The organism is Hyphomonas sp., assembly GCF_016125515.1.
Lineage (GTDB): Bacteria > Pseudomonadota > Alphaproteobacteria > Caulobacterales > Hyphomonadaceae > Hyphomonas.
Window position 1 is genome coordinate 174,366 of record NZ_WGLO01000002.1, and the last position, 21,648, is coordinate 196,013.

Below are 21,648 nucleotides of genomic sequence, written 5' to 3' on the forward strand. Positions count from 1 at the left end.
GGCTTAACAAAGTCTTAAGCCTCATCGATCGGCCCCGGTCCGCGGCCATTCTTGGCCGGAGCGGGGGCGATCTCGGGGGAGACAGGGGCCCACCTGCAAAGGAGGGCCCCCGTCGTTCCTCTCCGCTGGACAGCCCTTAACCGATCCGCATCGTGTCCGGTTCTTCCACAACTTCGTTTTCGATGTGACCAAGCCCGTCGATCTCGACGCGTACCTTGTCGCCTGCTTTCAGCCATTTCGGCGGATCGAATCCGGCCCCGACCCCGGCGGGTGTTCCGGTATAGATGACATCGCCCGGCTCCAGCGTGAACGCGGCGGTCAAGTGTTCGACCTGTGCCGCGATATCGTGGATCATCAGCGACGGGGTCGCGGACTGGCGCAGCTCACCATTGACGTAGGTGCGGATTTCGCTGCCGGAGATATCGCTCGCCTCGTCCGGCGTCACGATGGCCGGACCGAAGACCGCATGCGTGTCGAAGCCCTTGCCCATGATCATGGTCTGGCTGGCCCGCTGCCAGTCGCGCACCGAATAGTCGCATCCGACACAGAAGCCCGCGACGATCTCCATCGCCCGCGCCCGGGGTACATGCCGGCCCGCCTTGCCGATCACCACGACAAGCTCGCCTTCATAGTCGAGCTGTTTCGACACTCTTGGCAGGTGCACGGCGTCATACGGTCCGTTGGTCGCGGTGACCTGCTTGTTGAACCATTTCTGCACCTCGGGCTTCGACGTGTTGACGAAGCTGACGCTCTCGGCCGCATGGGCGGCATAGTTGACGCCTATGCCCAGGATTTTCCCCGGACGGGCGACCGGCGCCAGTAGGCGAACCGAGGCGAGCGGCACAGCGGCGCCCGCCGTCTTTCCGGCCAGCGCTTCAATCAGCGTTGTGCCAGCAACAGGCACCACGTTGTCGCCACCCAGCCGGCCATGGGAAACCGTCCCGCCGTGTTCAAATCGTACAAGCCGCATGGCGTTACTCTCCTGTCACACTCGACTGCCAATTCCATTGCGGACCGTTCATGTCTCGTTGTGATCGCCTTTGGCAAGGGCTAGGGAGAGGGCCTTGTAGAGGGAATACGGCATGCATCTCGGCGTTCGGGCGCAGGAAAGCTCATTGAGCGATGTCTTCGCGCCAGGCGAGAAACTTCGCATGCCGCCGTATCAGCGCAGCTATTCCTGGGGCGAGACAGAAGCACTCGACCTGCTGGGCGACCTGCAGGAAGCCACCGAAGCGCAGATCCCGCACTTCATCGGCGCCGTGGTGTTCGTGCATGGCGAGGAACCGGGCATCCTGGAGATCGTCGATGGCCAGCAGCGCCTGACCACGCTCACGATCCTGCTCTGCGTGCTGCGCGACCTCGAGCCCGACAAGGCCCGCGCCGCCGCGCTGCATGCCCTGATCGCTGACGACGCGCGCCCGATCCTCGGCGAAGGCGCTAACTGGCGCATCGCGCTCAACTATCAGGACGGCGCATTCTTCCGCGACACGATCCAGCGCCCGGGCGCCACGCTCGACCTGGAAGCCGATCCCGGCGAAAGCGAAAGCCAGGCGCGGATGGCCACCAATGCCGCCGCATTCCACAAGGAACTGGGCGGGCTCGACGCCGAGCGCCGCCGCGCGCTCGTGGAGATCGTGATGAAGGGATGCGCGCTCGTCCGGGTGGTGGTCGACAACAAGGACCAGGGCTTCAAAGTCTTCCGTGTGCTGAACACACGCGGCAAGGAACCCGGCGCCCACGACATCATCAAGACCGAGCTGTTCCAGCGCGCCCGCTTCACCTCCAGCGAGGCAGCCCGCTATGCCGAGCGCTGGTCCGAGCATGAGGCAGTACTCGGCGGCAACGCCTATGACGACCTGCTGCGCCAGATCCGGACGATCTTCGACCGGGGCACCAAGGGCGACATTGTCGCCGCCTTCCAGAAAGGCGCACTTGCCCGGATCGATGCCCGCAAATTCCTCGACGAGATGTTGCCGGCCTATGTGCGCAGCTACCGCCAGATCGAGACGGCGCAGATGGACGAGAGTCCGCATTCCGAGATCATCGCCAATTGCCTGCACCAGATGCGCGCGCTGGAGCAGCAGAACTGGCGGGCGCCTGCCCTGCACTTCCTCGCCGAACGCGGCGCCGACGACGCGGCGGCGCCTGAATTCTTCCAGAACCTCGAGCGCCTCGCCTATGTGATGCAGCTGCTGGTTCACGACCGCGACCAGCGCAGCCGGCGCTTCGCGCGCGTGACCGAAGCCGTTCGCAATGACCGCGTGTTGCTATCGAAGACCGGCCCCTTCGCGATCTCGCGTGACGAAGCCCGCAAGACGCGCGAACGCCTGATCGGCCGGTTTGCGACCTTTGGCCAGCGCCGCGCAATCGCGCTCCGTCTGAACGCCGCGCTTGCCGGCGGGCGCACCATTCCGCCGGAGTCCGATGCAACGGTCGAACACGTCCTTCCCCGGACGATCCCGGAAGACAGCCATTGGCTGATCACCTGGCCAGACGCGACCAAGCGCCGCGAGCAATGCGACACGATCGGTAATTTCGTGCTGCTGACCACCAAGGTGAACCAGAAGGCCGACCGCCTCGATTACCGCGCCAAGAAGGAAATCTACTTCAATGGCGGCGGCGGCCAGGAATTCGCCCTGACCCGCGACCTGATGGAGCAGGATGCCTGGACGCCCGAGATCGTCCGCAAGCGGACCGAAAAGCTCGCCGGTATCCTCGCGGACGCCTGGGGCCTCTAATGCGGCGCGCGGCGGCGGCCGGCCCTCTCGAACACGTAGTCAACGATTAGTGCCGCCATCAGCGTCAGGCCCGCCATTGGCAGAAACACACCGAGGCAGAGGATCAAGACTACCACACCCGCCGAAAGTGCCCGGTTTGCCGGCATCGGCGGTGTGCCGAGCCGCCCCGCTGGGCGCCTGCGCCACCAAATGATCGCGCCGCTCACGCTGAGCAGGATGACACCCAGCGCCGCCACCACGCCCAGCACCTGATTGAACCAACCGAACAATGCGCCTTCGTGGAACGAGGTGCTCTGCGCAACAAATTGGTCGACGTGATTGTGATCTGTAAACGCAATCCGCATGATCTCTGCGCCGGTCCATTGATCATAGTGCACGGTGACCCGGCCCGGGCGCGCCGGCCCCATTGACCGGATCGTCCAGACCCCGTTCTCGCCCCGTGGCGGCTGCACCTCCACGGGCGGCTGGTATTGTTCCGGCTGCACGCTTTGGAGGATGACCGCCAGCGGAAGGCGAGATGTGCCCATGGGGGCGGTCGATTCGACATCCGTTTCCGGGGCGCCCTGCCCGGTCTGCCAGAGTTCGCCGCCGGTCTGGTGTCCGGAATGATCTGCATGCGGATCTGTCGATTTCAGAGTAACAAACCATTCCTGCCCGGGATCCTGCAGACCCGCGATTACCTTGACACGCTTGAATCCGTCGCCCCAAACCTGGGTCCACGGCAATCCGCTGAGCAGCAACGACAACACCAGCGCGCCGATCCAGGCGCCCGCCATGCCGTGCACCTTTCGCCAGGTTTCGCGCGGCGCCGCGCGATCTGCAAAGGCCGGAACGAACACGCGCCACCATGGTGTACCGCGCGGCCACCAAAGGTACACACCGGTGATGATCAGAATGATCATCCAGCTTGCCATCACTTCGACAACCAGAGAACCGGCATTCCCGTTCAACAAGGTGCCGTGGATGCTTTTGATGAAGATCATCAATCGCTGAGGTGTCGCTGTATCATGCAGCACCTGGCCAGTTGTCCGGTCGACCCACAGCGTGCGCAGCCCTCCGGCGCCGCGCAGCTCGACCTCCGCCGTCGGATCATCCGGCGATGCCGGCAGGATCAGCTTGACGAGACTCGCGCCCGGATGGGCGGCAATCCCGGCGGCGATCACGTCGTCCGCCGGCAGGACTTTCCCTGCCAGCGGCGCCGCACGGGCGTTGATGCGCGCTTCTACAGCCGCCTCGAATTGCGGCTTGAAAAGATAGATCGCGCCCGTGATAGCCAGGATGACGGCGAACGGAATCACCATCAGTCCGGCGAAGAAATGCCAGCGCCAGACCCGGTGCTGGAGCGTTGAGCGATTGGCGCTGGCCATGGATCAGAACCTCGCGCGGATGCCACCGAACACCGAACGACGTTCCACGGGGTTGTAGATGACCGACGCCGGGCTCACCGTGACCACCGCGCTGACATCGCCGACCGCGTTCTCGTCCGCCAGGTTACGGCCGTCGATGAAGAAGTCGATCTTGTCAGTGGCCGACCAGCTCGCAGTCACGCCCAGAAGCGTATAGCCATCCGTACGGGTCGTGTTGTTGTAGTCCGACCACGGACCATCAGCGACCCATTCGAGGTTCGGCGCCACCGTGAAATCATCACTGGAGAAGCGCAGCTCCGCGCGGTACACATGCTCGGGAACTACCGGCAGCGAGTTGTCGCCATACTGCACGTCACCTTCGAACTTGAAGTCCGAATACTGGTAGACTTGGCGCAGCGTCAGCCAGTCGGTGAATGCGAGCGAGAGGCCCGTTTCGATACCCGCATGGGTCGTTTTGTCGGCGTTGAAGGTCGAAGCCGGGAAATCCGGGCCCACTGTGAACTGCAGGAACTCTCCTTCAAGGTCAGCTGAATAGAGCGACACGTCCCACTCGGCGATGCCGGCGCGGCCGCGTGAGCCCACTTCGAACGTCCAGGCCGTCTGCGCTTCGATCGGCACGAAGGACGCGATCTGTGCGACTTCGCCCATGCCGGGGAATTCGGCCGACCGGCTATAGTTTCCGTACAGCTGGATATCCGGCGTAACCTGATAGAGCGCGCCGAACTTCGGAGAGATTTCCTCGAAATCCGCCGTGCCGAAAGCAGCGATGGGGCGAAACTGGGTCTGCTCCCGCTCGCCCTGCGCCGCAATCACACCGGCAATCAGGGTCAGCTTGTCGGTCACGCTGTAGCGGCCTTCGCCGTAGACGTTTGCGGTCCAGGCCGACTGGTCGGCCTCGAAAGTCAGCGCGCCGCGCGCGCCATTGATGTTCACGAACCGCTTGGCATCGGTTTCGCCTTCGCGGGCCTCGGCGCCAAGCGTGAACGCAAACGGCCCCTTCTCCCACTCATATCGCCCCCAGACGCCACGATCGAGCGACTGATAGTCGATGACCTGGAAGATGGGGTGATAGAGTTCCTTGGAGTTCAGCCAAACGCCGACGGCCAGATCGCCGTCGCCGAGATCGAACCGCGTCTGGTTCTGCACACGGATCGAATTGATGTCGCGGGCCTGATCGCCCACGAAGTTGCCCTTCGAGGGATTGTTCAGCGTGTCATTCAGGTTCAGCGCACCCGGCAGTTCCTGGTTGATGTTGTTGAGGCTGAGATAGAAGCGCGTCGAGACGATGTCTGTTACATCATAGCCGACATTTCCATGGAAGCGGTAGGAATTGCGGCTGGCATGGTCGCGCCCGCCATCCGATGTATCGGCGCTGACCGCGCCCCAGGCATCCCACCGGCCGGCATCGATGCCGCCCGAGACGAGGCCGCGATAGGTCTGGAAGCTGCCCACATCGCCGCGCACATAGAGGCCTTCGGCGGTTTCACCCGTTGGCGTGACCCCGTTGATGGCGCCGCCGAGTGTACCCGAGCCGAAGCGCAGCGCGTTGGCGCCGCGGTAGACCTCGAGGTGATCGAAGAAGATCGGCTCGAGTTCCTGGAAGTCGCCATTGTCATCGGCAAGGTTGATCGGCGCACCGTCCTGCAACAGCGTCAAGCCTCGCATGTGGAAGCCGCGGCTGATGCCCGATCCGCGGATCGAGATGCGGATTTCCTGGCCATAGCGGGGCTGCGTATAGACGCCCGGCGAGAAGGCCAGCGTGTCGCGCATCGAGACGAGGAAACGGTCGGCATATTCCTCATGACTGACGACATCAGCGCCGCCGGCAGTGCGGGCGACATTGGCTTCGGCTTCATTGGTCTGCGCCGTCGAGGTGACGATGATCGTCTCTTCGACGCGGACGCTGTCTTCGCCGGCGGCGAACTCTTGCGCCTGCGCAGGAAGGATGGCGCCCAGCGACAAGGCCAACGCGCCAAGGCTCACGGTGGAGCCGACTTTGGATGTGAACTTCATGGATTTGGATCTTCAGATGAAAGTGATCCGGACGCGAAGTCCGGCTGTCTGCCCTCCCGTGGGAGAGCGGCTTGATCAGGCTTTCATCGAGGCAGGTGGGGCGCGGGAACCGAGCGGAGGCCCGCGCGGGGGCGTCCAGAAACGCACTTCGAACCGGGGCGCCTCTTGCGCAACCGGTGCAAATACCAAGGGCGCGTCCACGCTGGCAACCGCCGGCAGGGTTGCGACCTGGCCCAGCACGCAGTCGTGGCAATCATGGTCCATGCCCGGCGATTTGCCGCCGGATTTGCTGGCGATGAGGCCCGAGAGTTCCGCACCGACCGCTTGGGCGCCATCCGCCGGCTGCGCACCGGGCATGGCGCACAGCACGGACATCGTTTCGCCCGGCTGGGATATGCCAGCCGCCATCGCGCCCGGCATCAAGGCCTGCGAGATCAGCGCAAGCACCGCCAGGGTGCGCGCGAGGAAACTGGCTGAAATCCCCCACATGCGTGGCAGAATAGCCCAGTTCCGCGCGCCAGCGAAGCTGCAAACGCGTCGCAGTTGAAACCGGGCCCTGCCGCCTACCCCGCAAGGCGAAAACTCACCTCGCGTGACCCCTAGCCGATCCACGCCGGGTCCCTTAGGGTTCGCCAGCTTCAGAAACCAGACAAGGGAGGGCGCCGCATGGGCCTGTTCGATCTCAAGGGAAAAACCGCCATCATCACCGGCTCGTCGCGCGGCATCGGCCGGGCGATCGCCGAAGCCATGGCCGACCAGGGCGCCCGCGTGGTGATCTCCTCGCGCAAGCCGGGCCCGTGCCAGGAGGTCGCTGACGAGATCAACAAGAAACATGGCGACGGCACCGCCATCGCAATCCCCGCCAACATCTCCTCGAAGGACGACCTTCAGGCGATGGTCGACGAGACGAACAAGACGTTCGGCAAGATCGACATCGTGGTCTGCAACGCCGCCTCCAACCCCTATTACGGCCCGATGGCCGGCATTTCGGACGACGCATTCACCAAGATCCTGCAGAACAACATCATCTCGAACCACTGGCTGATCCAGATGTGCGCGCCGCAGATGCGCGAGCGAAAGGACGGCGCCATCATCATCGTGTCGTCCATCGGCGGCCTGCGCGCCTCGCCGGTGATCGGCGCCTACAACATCTCCAAGGCGGCGGACTTCCAGCTTGCCCGCAACCTCGCTGCGGAGTTCGGCGCGGACAACATCCGCGTCAACTGCATAGCGCCGGGCCTGATCAAGACCGACTTCGCCAAGGCGCTCTGGGACAATCCGGACACGCTGAAGCGTGCCCTGACCGGCACCCCGCTGAAGCGTATCGGCGAGCCGGAAGAGATCGCGGGCGCCGCCGTGTACCTGGCCTCGAAAGCAGGCGCCTACATGACCGGCCAGATGCTGGTGGTCGACGGCGGAGCGACCGTGACCTGATGCGTACCGAACTTTCGGCGCAGCAGAGCGCTTTCTTCGCCCGTCTCCGCTCCGGGGAATGGGAATTGCCGCCCGGCATCCGCAATCTCGGCATCCGGCCGCAGGACTGGCTGAAAGAAGTTTCCTATGGCCGCGTGCTGTACCAATGGCCGAACACCGGCGACCGGGACATCCAGCCCGACCGTGTCTTCGGAGGCTGGGTGGCCGGCCTGTCGGACCATATCGTCTCGATGACCATGGCCTCCGCGCTTGATGACGGCGAATGGTTCACCACGATGGAACTGCAGACGCGCATCCTGCGCCCTGTGCCCAACGGCCTGATCACCATCGAAGGCCGCCTTGTCAGCCGGGGAAAGACAACCGGCCTCGTCGAAGCCGACTGGCGCGACGAGAAGGGCCGCCACCTCGCCCGCATTACTGCCGCCAAGGCAATCCGCGCGATGGCGGAGCTGCGTCCGGGCGGGTGATCCCATGCGCATCGAAATCACCAAGGGCAAATCAGAAGACTTCATTCGGATCGCGCGCTGCAATGGCGAAACCGCCGACACGCGCTTTCCGAAAAAAGGTCCGTTCCCGCACGATCTCGTGCATGTGGTGGTGGAAGAGACGCTCGGCCTGAAGCACGCCTTCTGGGGAATGATCGCCTCCGGCCGCCATCCTGAAGAGATCGCCGCGCTCGCCTCGTCGCTCGGCCATTCCAGCGCCGCTAAGGCGCACGTGCCCGATCCCTCGATCATCGAACTGATCCAGGCCGAACGGCTCGTCGAATGTTTCGAGGCCGAGATCTGGGGCGGCCCGGCTGCTCTGGACGATCTGCAATCGGTCGCCGATGCCGCCCTTTCGGCGTCGCGCGTGCCGCGCATTGCGCTGACAGAGGCCGCCGTCTCTGACATCCGCGCCCGTCTCGCCCGGCTTGGGGCGGAATGGAACGCGCTGCCCGCAGGCGGCACGCTGGCCTGCGACTTGGCAGACTGACTTCCGCAGTCAGAACGGATGCGTCCGGCAAGAGGACACCGCCGGACGCAAGCCTTGCTGGAGATTTGATCCGCTGACTACTTCACCAGCGCCGGAATGGCGGGCAGGTCGCACACGTCCACCTCGCCCTTGGTTGCCAGTTCGGTCGCAAAGGCTTCGGTATCGGTGCGCAGCACCCAGGCTTTCGGACGCAATTTTTCCGGCAGGTCAGCCGCAACCTTGGCGGAGGTCAGCACATCCGGATCGGTCACCGTGCCACTGCCCGGCGCACCCTTCTTCAGGGCCTTCACCACATCCTGCCCTTCGATTACCCGGCCCCAGGCGGTGTAATTCTTGTCGAGATGGGGCGAGTGTTCGCGCATCAGGAAGAATTGCGTGTCGCCCGAATTGGGATCATCCGTCCGTGCCGTCGACACCACGCCCCGGCAGTGCGGGATTGAGGTCGACACAAATCCGTCTGCGGACATTTCCGCGAAGAAGGAAGGCTGGGTCAGGATCGGGAAGCCATTGATATAGCCGTTCTTCGCCGTGTCTTCCGGCCCGACGGCGGCTTCGAGCGGCATCTTCGTCACGTCGCGGCGGATGGTGAATTCGCCCGGAATGCCCGGCCAGCCCGGATCCTCGCCTTTCTTGGCCCAGACGTCGCCGCCCTGGGCCATGAAGTCGTCGATGACACGGTGGAAGGTCGTGCCGTCGAGATCGCCCGAATGGATCAGCACGGAGAACTGCGCGTAATGCTTGGGCGCAATGTCCGGGAAGGCCTCGATCAGGATCCGGCCCTTGGTCGTCTCGAAAATGAACAGGTTCTTGGGGTCGACCGGCCGCCACAGCGCTTCATCCGGCGCGTCGGGCGCGGCGTCCGCCCCGACCGACCAGGCCGCCTGACTTGCGGTATCCCCGCAGGCCGGCAAGGCCAGTCCGAGCAGACCGGCCACAACTCCAAACGCTACACGTTTCATTTTCCGTACTTCTCCAACAACGCCCGCTTCACGTCTGGCGTGACAAAGGGCGTGATGTTGCCGCCGAGGCTTGCGATTTCCTTCACGAGCCGGGAGGCAACGGCCTGGTGGCGAACATCCGCCATCAGGAAGACAGTTTCAATGTCGGGATTCAGTTGCTCGTTCATCGCGGTCATCTGGAACTCGTATTCGAAGTCCTGGACCGCGCGCAGGCCGCGCACGATGATCTGGGCACCGCAGGCTTCGGCGAACTTCATGAGCAGGCCGTGCATCGGCAGCACCTTGATTTCGGCCAGTCCAGGCCCGTTCAGGCGCGCGCACTCAGCCTTCACCATGGCCACACGCTCATCCAGCGTGAACAGGGGCTTTTTCGATTCGTTGACAGCGACCCCGATGATCAACTCGTCGACCAGCTTCATGGCCCGGCCGAAAATATCGATGTGGCCAATCGTCGGCGGATCAAAAGTCCCGGGGTAAAGTCCGATACGGCGCAATGGCTTGCCCTCCTGTAGCCCTGAAAGCGGCTGGCTGGGGCAAAATCAGCCCTGCCCGTCCTCCGGCTTATCCATACCGGCTTCGTTGTCTTCGACAAGTCGCGCGACCGAAACAACCCGTTCACCGTCACTCGTGCGTAGCACCCAGACGCCGCCCGTAGAGCGCCCGGCGATGCGGATCTGGTCCACCGGCGTGCGGATCAGCTGGCCGCCATCGGTCACCAGCATCACCTCATCGCCCTCGCCAACGGGGAAGGATTGCGCCACGCGCTTGACCGGCCCGGTCTTCTTGTCGCGGCCCCAGATGTTCTGGGCCACCAGGCCTTTGCCACCGCGTCCGGTGACGCGGTAGTCATACGCGGACGAGCGTTTGCCCATGCCGTCATCGGCCACCGTGAAGATGAATTCCTCGGCGGCGCCCATCTCGGCAATCCGCTCCGGCGACAGCGCGGCTTCGCCCACGGGCTCCTCGTCGTCGTCCGAGATTTCCTCTTCCTCCCCGGTCGCCGCACGGCGCATGGCGGCTGCATGCTTGATGTAAGCGCGGGCCTCTTCAGACGTGACGTCCAGATGGCGCAGGATGGCCATCGAGATCACCTCATCGCCCTCACCGAGTCGGATACCCCGCACACCGGTTGAGTCGCGGCCGGCGAACACGCGCACATCGGTCACCTCGAAGCGGATGCACTGGCCGAGCGCGGTGGTCAGCATCACGTCTTCCTTGTCGGAACAGACCTGCACCGAGACGATGCCGTCGCCCGGATCGAGCTTCATGGCGATCTTGCCTGCGCGGTTCACGCGGATGAAGTCCGCCAGCTTGTTGCGGCGCACGTTGCCGGAGCGGGTCGCGAACATCACGTCGAGATGTTCAGTCGCCTCTTCGCTGTCGGGCAGCGGCAGCACGCTTTCGATGCGTTCATCGGGCGCCAGCGGGAAGATGTTGACCAGCGCCTTGCCGCGCGAGGTCGGCCCGCCGACGGGCAGGCGCCACACCTTCTCCTTGTAGACGAGGCCAGCCGACGAGAAGAACAGAATCTCCGTATGCGTCGTCGCCGTGAACACGCGGACGATGAAATCCTCGTCCTTCATCGCCATGCCGGACCGGCCCTTGCCACCGCGGTTCTGCGTGCGATAGGCCGCGAGCGGCGTGCGCTTCACATAGCCGCCATGCGTGACCGTGACGACCATGTCCTCGACCTCGATAAGGTCCTCATCGTCCATGTCGACACCGCCTTCGGTGAAGGCAGACCGGCGCGGAACAGCGAACTTGGATTTCACCTCGTTCAGCTCACCGCGGATGATCTCTAGAATGCGCGGACGCGAGCGCAGGATGTCCAGATAGTCCGCAATCTTCTCGGCTAGCGCACGGGCCTCGTTGCCGATCTCGTCTCGGCCGAGGCCGGTCAAGCGATGCAGCGGAAGGTTCAGGATCGCGCGGGCCTGTTCGTCGGACAGGTAGATCGTGCCGTCATCGGGGCCGCGCCGCGTACGCCGGTCGGCGATCAGGTCGATCAGCGGGCCCATGTCCTGCTGTGGCCAGGCTTTTTCCAGCAAGCGCTCGCGCGCCGTCGCCGGATCGGGCGAATTGCGGATGATGCGGATGATCTCGTCGATGTTGGCCACGGCCAGCGCCAGGCCGACCAAGACGTGCGCCCGGTCGCGAGCCTTGCCCAGCTCGTGCTTGGTGCGCCGGACCACGACCTCCTCGCGGAAGGCGATGAAGTATTCGAGCACCTTGCGCAGGTTCATCAGCTCGGGCCGACCGCCATTCAGCGCCAGCATGTTGACCGCAAAGGAATTCTGCATCTGGCTGAACCGGTAGAGCTGGTTCAGCACCACATCGGCGCTCGCATCCTTCTTCAGCTCGATGACCACCCGGATCCCGTTACGGTCGGATTCGTCGCGCAGGTCGGAGATGCCTTCGATCTTCTTTTCACGGACGAGTTCGGCGATCTTCGTGATCATCGCGGCCTTGTTCACCTGGTACGGAATTTCCGTCACGATGATGGCTTCGCGGTTGTTTTTTGCCGTCTCGATTTCCGTCTTGGCACGGACGATCACGCTGCCGCGCCCCGTCAGCAGTGCCTTGCGGCTGCCGGACATGCCCATGATCAGGCCGCCGGTCGGGAAGTCCGGCCCCGGAACGATGTCGCACAGCGCATCTTCCTCGATCAGGGGATTGTCGATCAGCGCCAGTGTCGCGTCGATGATCTCGCCCAGATTGTGCGGCGGAATGTTGGTCGCCATGCCGACGGCGATACCGCTGCCGCCATTGACCAGCAGGTTCGGGAACTGCGCCGGCAGGACGATCGGTTCTTTCTGCTGGCCGTCATAGTTAGGCTGGAAATCGACCGTGTCCTTGTCGAGGTCGGCCAGCAGGTAGGTGGCCGGCTTCGACATCCGGCTTTCGGTGTAACGCATGGCGGCCGGCGGATCGTTGTCGATCGAGCCGAAGTTGCCCTGGCCGTCCACCAGCATCACGCCCATCGAAAACGGCTGCGCCATGCGCACCAGCGCGTCATAGATCGCGCTGTCACCGTGCGGGTGGTAGTTACCCATCACGGCGCCGACGATGTTGGCGGATTTCTTGTATGGCTTGTCAGGCGTGTTGCCGCCTTCGTTCATCGCGTAGAGGATGCGCCGGTGCACCGGCTTCAGCCCGTCGCGCACATCCGGCAGCGCCCGGCTGACGATCACGCTCATCGCGTAATCGAGGTAGGAGGACTTCATCTCTGTCTCGATGAAGATCGGCTCGATACCGTCTACGGGGCGGGGCGGACCGCCGGCATTTTCCGGGGTTTCCGGCTCGTCCGGAGGCAGGGTTGGGTCGCTCATGGAAGGCCTTCTCGCGAGGGTCAGCGGCGCCGGCGCACGTCGCGCTCGAATCGCCAGTTTTGTGACCTTTTTACTAGCAGCCGGCGCGCCCCGGAGCCACCCCGAAAACTGGCTTTTTCGCAGCGATCACAGGTCGTTCGGGCCGTTCAGCCGGGTGGCAGCGCGCCGATCATCTCCAGGCCGCGCCGCACCGCCGGCCTGCGGCGGTTGGCGTCTTGCATCGTGCCGTCCATGTCCATGTTCAGCACGAATATATAGGTCCCCGGCGCGGGGCCGCCCGTCTGCTCGATCCAGCCGGCATACCAGCCGAGGTCCGTCTCGCCCGGCACCGATTTCCAGCCCGATTTGGCATACATCACCCAGCCTTCGCCCCGGCCCGCCTCCATCATGGGCACGGCCAGCTCATAGGTGCGCGCCGACAGCGGCAGGGTGCGCCGCGCCAGCCGCGACAGGAAGGCCGCCTGTTCTGCCGCCGAGATCGCCAGCGGGCCTTCCAGCCAGTAGCGCGTGATCTGTTCGGGCCCGCCGATCTCGGCATTGCCATAGTCGAACAAGTCGAGGCCCGCCTTCAGCCGCTCAGCGCCGATACGCGGCACCACGATCTGGTAGATCCAGACCGTCGAGCGTTGGAAAGCCGTGGCAAAGTCCTGTGTCTCGTTCCAGCCATCAATCCAGCGCTTCGTGCCGTCCCAGACGAACACCTCGTCCGGCCCGCTGACCGCACCAGTCTCCAGCGCGAGCAAGGTGTGCGGGATCTTCGAGGTCGAGGCGGGTGTGAACCGCTCGAACACGCGGTCGCCGCCGCTCATCCAGGTCTTTTCGTCCTCGATCCGGTAAACCACGAAGGCGGCCGCCGCGAGGTCCACCCCTTCGGCCGCCAGCGCCTCTTCCAGCGGATTGAGCGGGGGCAAAGCCGCGGGGGTGGGCGACACACAAGCCGCCGGTCCAAAGGCCAGGCACAGCAGCCCCGGCAACAGGCTACGCCGGAATCCCGGCATCTTCGCCCTCCGTCAGAAGGGGATCTCGTCGTCGAGATCCTGGCTGAAGCTTTCTTTCGGGCCGCTCATCTGACGGCTCGCGCCGCCGCCGGAATAGCCCGCATCGCCGCCACGTGCGCCCGCGCCGCCGCCTTCGCCGCGCCCGTCGAGCATCACCAGAGTGGCGTCAAAGCCCTGCAGCACGACCTCGGTCGTGTAGCGGTCATTGCCGTCCTTGTCCTGCCACTTGCGGGTCTGCAGCTTGCCTTCGAGATACACCTTGGAGCCCTTCTTCAGGTAGCTCTGCGCCACCTTGATCAGGCCTTCCGAGAAGATCGCTACAGCGTGCCACTCGGTCCTTTCCTTGCGCTCGCCCGTCGCCTTGTCGCGCCAGGTCTCGGAGGTCGCGATCCGCAGGTTGCACACCTGCCCGCCATTCTGGAACTGGCGCACTTCCGGGTCCGCCCCCAGATTACCCACCAGGATCACCTTGTTCACTGAGCCCGCCATGAGGACCTCCGTCTTTCTGTTTCGCTATCGATTCGAACGCTTGTACGCTTTTGCCGTTGCCATGTCGCCTCGGAGGCGATGAATTCCACTGGCGCTTTCAGTTGCCCTGAAAAGCAGCTGCAAGCACATGTTCATATTTTGTTCTTGTCGTCAATCTGGACTCGCGCCACACATAGCGCCTAGCACTCCTTCCCAGTCCACTCCTCCCAGCGAGCCTCGAACTTCCCATGGCCGAATCCCCCTTCATTCGCGTGCGCGGCGCCAAGGAACACAATCTCAAGAATATCGATGTGGACATTCCGCGCGGTGAGCTTGTGGTGATGACCGGCCTGTCGGGTTCGGGCAAATCCTCGCTCGCCTTCGACACGATCTATGCGGAGGGCCAGCGCCGCTATGTCGAATCGCTGTCGGCCTATGCCCGCCAGTTCCTCGAACTGATGCAGAAGCCGGACGTGGAATCCATCGAAGGCCTCTCGCCCGCGATCTCGATCGAGCAGAAAACGACCAGCCGCAACCCGCGCTCCACGGTCGGCACGGTCACGGAAATCTACGACTACATGCGCCTTCTCTGGGCCCGCGTTGGCGTGCCTTATTCGCCGGCCACAGGCCTGCCCATCGAAAGCCAGACCGTCAGCCAGATGGTCGACCGCACGATGGAACTGGAAGACGGCACGCGGCTTTACCTGCTGGCCCCCATCGTCCGTGGACGGAAAGGGGAGTTCCGCAAGGAGTTCGCCGATCTGCTGAAGAACGGCTACCAGCGCGTCAAGGTCAATGGCGAGTTCCACGAACTGGAAGACGCGCCGAAGCTCGACAAGAAGTTCAAGCACGACATCGACGTCGTGGTCGACCGGATCGTGGTCAAGGCTGGCATGGAACAGCGCCTCGCCGAAAGCTTCGAGACCGCGCTTTCGCTCGCCCAGGGCATTGCCATCGCCGAATATGCCGACCTTGCGCCCGGCGAGACCGAGCCGAAGCGGATCACGTTCAGCGCAAACTTTGCTTGCCCGGTCTCGGGCTTCTCGATCCCCGAGATCGAGCCGCGGCTGTTCTCGTTCAATAACCCGTTCGGCGCGTGCCCGTCCTGCGACGGACTTGGCGAACAGCTCAAGATCGACGTCGCGCTGGTTGTTCCAGACAAGGATCTTGGCCTGCTCGACGGCGCCATTGCGCCCTGGGCGAAGTCGACCTCGCCCTACCAGACGCAGACGCTGCAGGCGCTTGCCGCGCACTACAAGTTCGACCTGACAAAGCCCTGGAACAAGCTGCTGGAAACCATTCAGGACATCATCCTTTTCGGCACCGGCGATGAGGAGGTGCAGTTCATCTATGATGACGGCATGCGCAGCTACAAGACGAAGAAGACGTTCGAAGGCGTCATACCGAATCTCGACAGGCGCTACCGCGAAACGGACTCCGCCTGGGTGCGTGAGGAGATTGCGCGCTTCCAGTCCGCCGCGCCATGCCCGGCCTGCGGCGGCAAGCGCCTGAAGCCGCAAGCCCTTGCCGTGAAGATTGCCGGTCTCGACATCTCGCAGGCCGGCGAGTTCTCCATCCGCAAAGCCGGCGACTGGTTCGGCGGCGTCGCCAAGACGCTGACGAAGCAGCAGAAGGAAATCGCCGCGCGCATCCTGAAGGAGATCAACGACCGCCTGATCTTCCTCAACGATGTCGGCCTCGATTATCTCTCGCTCGGCCGCGCCTCCGGCACGCTGTCCGGCGGCGAGAGCCAGCGCATCCGTCTCGCCTCGCAGATCGGCTCCGGCCTCACCGGCGTGCTCTACGTGCTCGACGAGCCGTCCATCGGCCTACACCAGCGCGACAATGAACGCCTGCTCGAAACGCTGAAGCGCCTGCGCGATCTCGGCAACTCGGTCATCGTCGTCGAGCATGACGAGGACGCGATCCTCACCGCAGACCATGTGATCGACATGGGCCCCGCCGCAGGTGTCCATGGCGGCAAGATCATCGCGCAAGGCACCCCGGCCGAGATCCTCAAGAACCCGAAAAGTCTGACGGCGGATTATCTGAACGGCACGCGCGAGATCGCGATACCGAAACGCCGCCCGGTCACTAAGGGCTCACGCAGCCTCGTGCTGAAAGGCGCGACCGGCAACAACCTGAAGAACGTCACCGCCTCGATCCCGCTCGGCACCTTTACCTGCATCACCGGCGTCTCCGGCGGCGGCAAGTCCACCCTGATCATCGAAACGCTGTACAAGGCACTCGCGCGCAAGCTCAACGGCGCCTCGGACTCGCCCGCGCCGTATGAAAGCCTCGAAGGCCTGCAGCATCTCGACAAGGTCATCGATATCGACCAGTCGCCGATTGGCCGCACGCCGCGCTCGAACCCCGCCACCTATACCGGCGCCTTCGGCCCGATCCGCGACTGGTATGCCGGCTTGCCGGAAGCCAAAGCCCGCGGCTACGCGCCGGGCCGGTTCAGCTTCAACGTCAAGGGCGGGCGCTGCGAGGCCTGTCAGGGCGACGGCGTCATCAAGATCGAGATGCACTTCCTGCCGGACGTCTACGTCACCTGCGAGACCTGCAAGGGCAAGCGCTACAACCGCGAGACGCTGGAAGTGCTCTTCAAGGGCAAGTCGATTGCCGACGTGCTCGACATGACGGTGGAAGACGGCGCGAAATTCTTCGCGGCCGTTCCCGCCATCGCCTCCAAGCTCGACACGCTGAATCAGGTCGGCCTTGGCTATGTGAAAGTCGGCCAGCAGGCGACGACGCTCTCGGGCGGCGAAGCCCAACGCGTGAAGCTCGCCAAGGAACTTTCCAAGCGCGCGACCGGCCGTACACTGTACATCCTTGACGAGCCGACCACCGGCCTTCACTTCGACGATGTGAAGAAGTTGCTCGAAGTGCTCCATGAACTGGTCGATGCGGGCAACACGGTGGTCGTGATCGAACACAACCTCGATGTCGTGAAAACGGCGGACTGGGTGCTCGATCTCGGCCCCGAAGGCGGGGACGGCGGCGGCCAGATGGTGGCCTTCGGGACGCCTGAAGACATTGCGGCGAACAGGCAGAGCCATACCGGCCGCTTCCTCGCCGAAACCTTCCGCCGTCAGGACGAGCGCCGGGCCCAGCGCAACAAGCGCGACAAGTCTGCAGCCAAGGCCGTTCCGCCGGCGAACGAAAAGCCGAAGAAGGCCGCCCGCAAAACGAAAGCCGGCGCCGGCGCGAAGTGATCAGTCGAAGGCGCCGATCCGCGCCTGTTCCTCCACGCCGCCGCGCGGATCATGCCGCACGGCGAAGGCGGCAGGCCCGCCAATGACGTGCTGGATCAGTCCCTGCAGGAACAGGATTCCAAAGACGTAGAGGCTCATCGGAACGAAGAATTGCGGCGAGAAGACAATGGTGCGCAGATCGTCGCCGTCCGGCGCGTCCGCCAGGTTCGTCAGGACCGGCACCATGATCGCCTGCATGATGCCGGACAGAACCTGTCCGATGATGTTGCCCGCAACGGCGAGGATGACGAAGGCGCCGAGGATCGGCCAGAACCGACCGCGCGACACATTCCACGCATCGAAGAAACGGATCCGTTTCGCCTGCACGGTCAGTCCGAAACTGGGCGCCAGCCGGGTGGCGAGGAAGACATAGACCGGGAACACGAAGAGCAGCGCGAGGAAGCTTCCGAAAACCTGCAGGGCAACCTGCTGGCTGTTGGCGTTGGCTTCGAAGCCGATGGGATCAGTGAGCAGCTGGTAGAAGGTGGCGCCCATGACCAGCGCCAGCGGCAGGCCGATGACCACCAGCCCCATGAGGAACCACAACAGGCCCACCACCATCATCCGCGCTTCATCGGCGCCGAAGCCGAGCGAGAACTTCTCGTCCCGGATGTAGCGCCGCTGCGAGGCGGTCTCGAACATCGCCCAGATGATCCATGAGGCGAGGCCGCCGAGCAGGCTCCAAGGCAGGAGGCGCGCGAACCCGCCGAAGGCAAGCGCCATCTGTTCGTCCGGATCATTGCTGGCATCGGCCGCTTCCAGCGCCGAGAACCAGTTGACGAAATCATCCGCCGCCAGAAGACCGATGACGCCGTACACAAGGATCAGGACGAGTGCATAGGCCGCCGCGAAGATCCAGGGAAAGGTCGCCGCATGGGCGGCGGTGAACGGCCAGCTCAAGGCGCGCTCGAAGGTGAAACCCCGGATCATCCTGCGCCCTCCATAGCCGAAGCGCAGAGTCTAACCGGGTTGCGCGGCCTTAATCAACGGGGGGCGGAGCCGGCGGCGGCTTCAGGCGGCGATAGGCGGCGGCGGCCATGCCGTGCCCCGCGACCAGGAAGGGCGTGAACAACACGATGCCGGCCGCGCCCTGCAAGGCATACCCGACAACCGAGTCCGGCAGCAGCGGCCGCAGCGCCACATTCGCCGCCAGCCCCGCCGCGAAGGGTGCGACATGCGTGGCCAGCGCGGCAAGGGTCAGCTTCTGCAGATGGTTGCGCGTCCAGGGGAAGGTCTGGAAGACGAGCGCCTTGCCCTGGTCGACCGTCGCCGCGCCGTAGAGCGTGAGGCGCAGCGCGAAGAAGCTGACGATCCAGAGGCCCACGCCCGCCACCAGAAGATAGAACGCGCCATAAGCTGAGGGCATCATGTCCAGCAAGGCGCGCTGCACCAGCTCGGGCGGCGCGTCCTGGTCCAGCGTGTACGTGCCGCGCGCCTCGATCAGGATGCCCGGCAGGATCATCAGGAAGAAGGCCACGAAGAAACCGATGAACAGGAAGGCGAGATAGACCGCGAGATTGGCATGCGCGAGCTGTAGCAGGCCGCCCGGGCGCCGCCCGATCAGACTGACGTATAGCCCGCGGGAGAATTGCAGCCCCGCCGCGAAGGTGAGCACCGCCATGGCAAAGGGCGCGGCGATGTTGCCGCCGATATGCAGGCTGGCGCTGTAGGCGGCGCCGGCCAGCACGAGCAGGCCCAGCCAGCGCAGGTTGGGGCCCAGCGCCCGGGCGCCGTGCTGCCAGCCTTCGAGGACCAGGTTGCGGGCTGAGATGTGTACCGTCATGCGCCCGACAGGTAAGGCGCCGCTGCCGCGGGGGCAATCGCCATCTTGACGCGCCCGGCCCCTCGGCCCCATGTCCCGGCCATGACCTTGAAACCCATTCATATCATCGGCGGCGGCATGGCCGGCTCCGAAGCTGCCTGGCAGATCGCGCAGGCTGGCGTCCCCGTCATCCTGCACGAGATGCGCGGCACACGCGGCACCGAGGCGCACCAGACCGACCGGCTGGCTGAGCTCGTCTGCTCGAACTCCTTCCGCTCGGACGATCACACGACCAATGCGGTCGGCGTGCTGCATGAAGAGATGCGCCGCGCGAACGGCCTCATCATCACCACCGCGAAGGACCATCAGGTGCCGGCCGGCAGCGCGCTGGCGGTGGACCGCGAAGGGTTCGCCGAGGCCGTCACCGCCAAGCTCGAGGCCCACCCGCTGGTCACCATCGTGCGCGAGGAGATCGCCGGCCTGCCGCCCGAGGACTGGGACTCGGTGATCGTGGCGACCGGCCCGCTGACCTCGATCAACCTCGCCGAGGCGGTGCGCGCCCATACGGGCGAGACGGACCTTGCCTTCTTCGATGCCATTGCGCCGATCGTCTATTTCGACACGATCGACATGTCCAAGGCCTGGCGCCAGAGCCGCTATGACAAGGCAGGCCCCGGCGGCGACACGGCCGCCTACATCAATTGTCCGATGACGGAGGAAGAGTATAGCCGCTTCCTCGACGCCCTGCTGGCTGCACCGAAAACCGAGTTCAAGGACTGGGAAAAGAACACGCCCTATTTCGAGGGCTGCCTGCCGATCGAAGTGATGGCGGAGCGGGGGCGCGAGACCCTGCGCTGGGGCCCGATGAAACCGGTCGGCCTGACCAACCCGCACAATCCGACGGTCAAGGCGCACGCCATCGTGCAGCTGCGCCAGGACAATGCGCTAGGCACGCTGTGGAACATGGTCGGCTTCCAGACCAAGCTCAAATATGGGGCGCAGACGGAGATTTTCCGGATGATCCCCGGCCTCGAGAAGGCCGAGTTCGCGCGCCTCGGCGGCATCCACCGCAACACGTTCCTCAACTCGCCGAAGCTGCTGGACCGGCAGCTGCGCATGAAGACGATGCCGCGCCTGCGCTTTGCCGGCCAGGTGACGGGCGTGGAGGGCTATGTCGAGAGCGCCGCGATGGGCCTTCTGGCGGGACGGCTTGCCGCCGCTGAACGCCTCGGCAAGACGCTGGAGCCGCCGCCGCCGACAACCGCGATGGGCGCTCTGGTCAACCACATCACCGGCGGGCACCTCGCCGACGGCCAGACCTTCCAGCCGATGAACGTGAATTTCGGCCTCTTCCCGGACATCGAGGACTTTGCGCGCACCGGCGAAGGCGGCAAACGCCTGCGCGGCAAGGACAAGGGCCGCGCCAAGAAGATGACGCAGGCGATCCGTGCCCTGAAGGATTTTGACCTATGGCTGGCAGGCGAAGTCGCCGTTGCGGCGGAGTAGGCTGCGCAGGCGTCCGGACGCAGCTTTTGGCTTTCCGGTTGATGGGTTTCACGCGTTTTCGGCTTCAACTCATCCTGGCGCAGGTGTTCGCCGGGATGAGCGGCAGAGGTGAAATCAGGGATTGGCGGCAGAGGTGAGGTGGGCGTTGTGCAGGAAGGCTTACACCTCGCCGGTGTTCATGGCTTTCATGATGGAGAAGCGTTTGGCGACCGGGTTGGGCGAGCGGCCTTCGCAGTAGAGTTTGCGCAGGCGGAAATGGGCGACGGCCGGGCGCAAGGGTTTGGGGGCGGGCGTAACGTGCGGGCCGAAGGCGTGGCCGGCCTTGCGGCGGACGGCGGCATAGGCGGCTGAGACGCCGCGGATCTCCTCGGCCCAGTTGTGCACCGGGATCAGGATGTTGGCGGCCGTCAGGGCGATCCAGGCTTCAGGCTCCTTGCTTCGGTCCTGCTCCACGAAGGCGGTCTGGTAGCCATCGACCAGTTTCTGCAGGGCGCCGGTCTTCAGGCGGCCAGCGGCCACCTCTTCGGCAATTGCCAGGCAGACGTCATGGCCGCGCGGGTTGCCGGTCGTCTCGATCTCGTTGATCGCCTCGCGCCACCATTGGAACCGGATCAGGCCGAGGGTTTCCTCGCTGACGACTTCCTGCACGCGCACCAGTTCGTAGTTCAGCGCATAGAGCGCAGTCAGCGCGCGGCGCTGGGAGGCTGGGGCAAAGCGGCTGGAAATCCAGCGATCCTCATCGACCCGGCGCACACGCTTGTCGATCTCGGCCCAAGGAGTCTTGGTCAGGGGTCTGGTCTCGTTTGACATGGACCCCATATGTGCGAAACCGCTGCGAA

The 21,648-nt window shown here is 64.4% G+C and carries 18 protein-coding genes; 6 read left to right on the forward strand and 12 right to left on the reverse strand.

Annotated elements, in window-relative coordinates; all coding sequences use genetic code 11:
• Positions 1 to 136: 136 nt before the first annotated feature.
• On the reverse strand, positions 137 to 970 hold the full coding sequence (locus GC148_RS02930; RefSeq protein ID WP_291068536.1) for a fumarylacetoacetate hydrolase family protein: 834 nt from the start codon (positions 968 to 970) through the stop codon (positions 137 to 139).
• Between the two features lie 112 nt (positions 971 to 1,082).
• On the opposite strand from GC148_RS02930, the gene GC148_RS02935 reads away from it, so the two are divergent.
• Positions 1,083 to 2,738, forward strand: a complete 1,656-nt coding sequence (locus tag GC148_RS02935; protein WP_291068537.1) for a DUF262 domain-containing HNH endonuclease family protein — start codon at positions 1,083 to 1,085, stop codon at positions 2,736 to 2,738.
• On the opposite strand, the gene GC148_RS02940 is transcribed toward GC148_RS02935, so the two are convergent.
• The 3 genes from GC148_RS02940 to GC148_RS02950 all read right to left on the reverse strand — a co-directional run bounded on the left by GC148_RS02940 (position 2,735) and on the right by GC148_RS02950 (position 6,607).
• Positions 2,735 to 4,105, reverse strand: coding sequence for a PepSY domain-containing protein (locus tag GC148_RS02940; RefSeq protein WP_291068538.1), 1,371 nt, complete (start codon positions 4,103 to 4,105; stop codon positions 2,735 to 2,737). The genes GC148_RS02935 and GC148_RS02940 overlap by 4 nt on opposite strands.
• 3 nt (positions 4,106 to 4,108) lie before the next feature.
• Positions 4,109 to 6,118 carry a TonB-dependent receptor gene (locus GC148_RS02945; RefSeq protein WP_291068539.1) on the reverse strand — a complete coding sequence of 670 codons (2,010 nt, stop codon included), beginning with the start codon at positions 6,116 to 6,118 and terminating at the stop codon, positions 4,109 to 4,111.
• A gap of 75 nt (positions 6,119 to 6,193) precedes the next feature.
• A complete protein-coding gene (locus tag GC148_RS02950; protein WP_291068540.1) occupies positions 6,194 to 6,607 on the reverse strand; it encodes a DUF2946 family protein in 414 nt (137 codons plus the stop codon).
• Positions 6,608 to 6,784: 177 nt separating this feature from the next.
• Here GC148_RS02950 and GC148_RS02955 point away from each other — a divergent pair, with 177 nt between their 5' ends.
• Genes GC148_RS02955 through GC148_RS02965 form a run of 3 tightly spaced genes read left to right on the forward strand, consistent with a single transcriptional unit; the run spans position 6,785 to position 8,527 of the window.
• Positions 6,785 to 7,552, forward strand: coding sequence for an SDR family oxidoreductase (locus tag GC148_RS02955; RefSeq protein WP_291068541.1), 768 nt, complete (start codon positions 6,785 to 6,787; stop codon positions 7,550 to 7,552).
• Positions 7,552 to 8,019: a PaaI family thioesterase gene (locus GC148_RS02960; protein ID WP_291068543.1), complete on the forward strand. Its 468-nt coding sequence runs from the start codon at positions 7,552 to 7,554 to the stop codon at positions 8,017 to 8,019. Before GC148_RS02955 ends, GC148_RS02960 begins: the two co-directional genes overlap by 1 nt.
• 4 nt (positions 8,020 to 8,023) lie before the next feature.
• Positions 8,024 to 8,527, forward strand: coding sequence for a hypothetical protein (locus GC148_RS02965; RefSeq protein ID WP_291068544.1), 504 nt, complete (start codon positions 8,024 to 8,026; stop codon positions 8,525 to 8,527).
• A gap of 77 nt (positions 8,528 to 8,604) precedes the next feature.
• Here the strand turns inward: GC148_RS02965 and GC148_RS02970 are convergent, their stop codons facing one another.
• The 5 genes from GC148_RS02970 to ssb all read right to left on the reverse strand — a co-directional run bounded on the left by GC148_RS02970 (position 8,605) and on the right by ssb (position 14,302).
• The gene (locus GC148_RS02970; protein ID WP_291068546.1) at positions 8,605 to 9,486 is read right to left on the reverse strand and encodes a peptidylprolyl isomerase; all 882 of its coding nucleotides are present in this window, start codon (positions 9,484 to 9,486) and stop codon (positions 8,605 to 8,607) included.
• Positions 9,483 to 9,980 (reverse strand): pantetheine-phosphate adenylyltransferase, encoded by a 498-nt coding sequence (gene coaD / locus GC148_RS02975; RefSeq protein ID WP_291068548.1) that lies wholly within the window; start codon positions 9,978 to 9,980, stop codon positions 9,483 to 9,485. Before coaD ends, GC148_RS02970 begins: the two co-directional genes overlap by 4 nt.
• 45 nt (positions 9,981 to 10,025) lie before the next feature.
• A complete protein-coding gene (gene gyrA, locus GC148_RS02980) occupies positions 10,026 to 12,815 on the reverse strand; it encodes a DNA gyrase subunit A (protein WP_291068549.1) in 2,790 nt (929 codons plus the stop codon).
• A 146-nt stretch (positions 12,816 to 12,961) separates the two neighbouring features.
• The gene (blaOXA, locus tag GC148_RS02985) at positions 12,962 to 13,813 is read right to left on the reverse strand and encodes an OXA-1090 family carbapenem-hydrolyzing class D beta-lactamase (protein WP_291068550.1); all 852 of its coding nucleotides are present in this window, start codon (positions 13,811 to 13,813) and stop codon (positions 12,962 to 12,964) included.
• Between the two features lie 12 nt (positions 13,814 to 13,825).
• Positions 13,826 to 14,302, reverse strand: coding sequence for a single-stranded DNA-binding protein (ssb, locus tag GC148_RS02990; protein ID WP_291068552.1), 477 nt, complete (start codon positions 14,300 to 14,302; stop codon positions 13,826 to 13,828).
• Between the two features lie 227 nt (positions 14,303 to 14,529).
• Here ssb and uvrA point away from each other — a divergent pair, with 227 nt between their 5' ends.
• A complete protein-coding gene (uvrA, locus tag GC148_RS02995; protein ID WP_291068554.1) occupies positions 14,530 to 17,502 on the forward strand; it encodes an excinuclease ABC subunit UvrA in 2,973 nt (990 codons plus the stop codon).
• Here uvrA and GC148_RS03000 read toward each other — a convergent pair whose 3' ends face one another.
• Both GC148_RS03000 and GC148_RS03005 read right to left on the reverse strand, forming a co-directional pair.
• On the reverse strand, positions 17,503 to 18,471 hold the full coding sequence (locus GC148_RS03000; protein ID WP_291068556.1) for a hypothetical protein: 969 nt from the start codon (positions 18,469 to 18,471) through the stop codon (positions 17,503 to 17,505).
• 49 nt (positions 18,472 to 18,520) lie between these two features.
• Positions 18,521 to 19,324 (reverse strand): hypothetical protein, encoded by an 804-nt coding sequence (locus GC148_RS03005; RefSeq protein WP_291068559.1) that lies wholly within the window; start codon positions 19,322 to 19,324, stop codon positions 18,521 to 18,523.
• Between the two features lie 81 nt (positions 19,325 to 19,405).
• Between GC148_RS03005 and trmFO the strand changes: the two genes are divergently transcribed.
• Entirely contained in the window at positions 19,406 to 20,809 is a 1,404-nt protein-coding gene (gene trmFO, locus GC148_RS03010; protein WP_291068561.1) for a methylenetetrahydrofolate--tRNA-(uracil(54)-C(5))-methyltransferase (FADH(2)-oxidizing) TrmFO, read from the forward strand.
• A gap of 159 nt (positions 20,810 to 20,968) precedes the next feature.
• On the opposite strand, the gene GC148_RS03015 is transcribed toward trmFO, so the two are convergent.
• Complete coding sequence (locus tag GC148_RS03015) at positions 20,969 to 21,619, reverse strand: squalene/phytoene synthase family protein (protein WP_291068562.1); 651 nt, start codon at positions 21,617 to 21,619, stop codon at positions 20,969 to 20,971.
• Positions 21,620 to 21,648 lie beyond the last annotated feature (29 nt).

Bases quoted from the DNA above. Each gene is read 5' to 3' on its own strand.
- GC148_RS02935 (WP_291068537.1), top strand. From the start codon at position 1,083: ATGCATCTCGGCGTTCGGGCGCAGGAAAGCTCATTGAGCGATGTCTTC.
- blaOXA (WP_291068550.1), bottom strand. From the start codon at position 13,813: ATGCCGGGATTCCGGCGTAGCCTGTTGCCGGGGCTGCTGTGCCTGGCC.
- GC148_RS02930 (WP_291068536.1), bottom strand. From the start codon at position 970: ATGCGGCTTGTACGATTTGAACACGGCGGGACGGTTTCCCATGGCCGG.
- GC148_RS02965 (WP_291068544.1), top strand. From the start codon at position 8,024: ATGCGCATCGAAATCACCAAGGGCAAATCAGAAGACTTCATTCGGATC.
- GC148_RS03015 (WP_291068562.1), bottom strand. From the start codon at position 21,619: ATGTCAAACGAGACCAGACCCCTGACCAAGACTCCTTGGGCCGAGATC.
- GC148_RS02955 (WP_291068541.1), top strand. From the start codon at position 6,785: ATGGGCCTGTTCGATCTCAAGGGAAAAACCGCCATCATCACCGGCTCG.
- GC148_RS02960 (WP_291068543.1), top strand. From the start codon at position 7,552: ATGCGTACCGAACTTTCGGCGCAGCAGAGCGCTTTCTTCGCCCGTCTC.
- GC148_RS02970 (WP_291068546.1), bottom strand. From the start codon at position 9,486: ATGAAACGTGTAGCGTTTGGAGTTGTGGCCGGTCTGCTCGGACTGGCC.
- GC148_RS02940 (WP_291068538.1), bottom strand. From the start codon at position 4,105: ATGGCCAGCGCCAATCGCTCAACGCTCCAGCACCGGGTCTGGCGCTGG.
- GC148_RS02945 (WP_291068539.1), bottom strand. From the start codon at position 6,118: ATGAAGTTCACATCCAAAGTCGGCTCCACCGTGAGCCTTGGCGCGTTG.
- uvrA (WP_291068554.1), top strand. From the start codon at position 14,530: ATGGCCGAATCCCCCTTCATTCGCGTGCGCGGCGCCAAGGAACACAAT.
- ssb (WP_291068552.1), bottom strand. From the start codon at position 14,302: ATGGCGGGCTCAGTGAACAAGGTGATCCTGGTGGGTAATCTGGGGGCG.
- gyrA (WP_291068549.1), bottom strand. From the start codon at position 12,815: ATGAGCGACCCAACCCTGCCTCCGGACGAGCCGGAAACCCCGGAAAAT.
- trmFO (WP_291068561.1), top strand. From the start codon at position 19,406: ATGACCTTGAAACCCATTCATATCATCGGCGGCGGCATGGCCGGCTCC.
- GC148_RS02950 (WP_291068540.1), bottom strand. From the start codon at position 6,607: ATGTGGGGGATTTCAGCCAGTTTCCTCGCGCGCACCCTGGCGGTGCTT.
- GC148_RS03005 (WP_291068559.1), bottom strand. From the start codon at position 19,324: ATGACGGTACACATCTCAGCCCGCAACCTGGTCCTCGAAGGCTGGCAG.
- GC148_RS03000 (WP_291068556.1), bottom strand. From the start codon at position 18,471: ATGATCCGGGGTTTCACCTTCGAGCGCGCCTTGAGCTGGCCGTTCACC.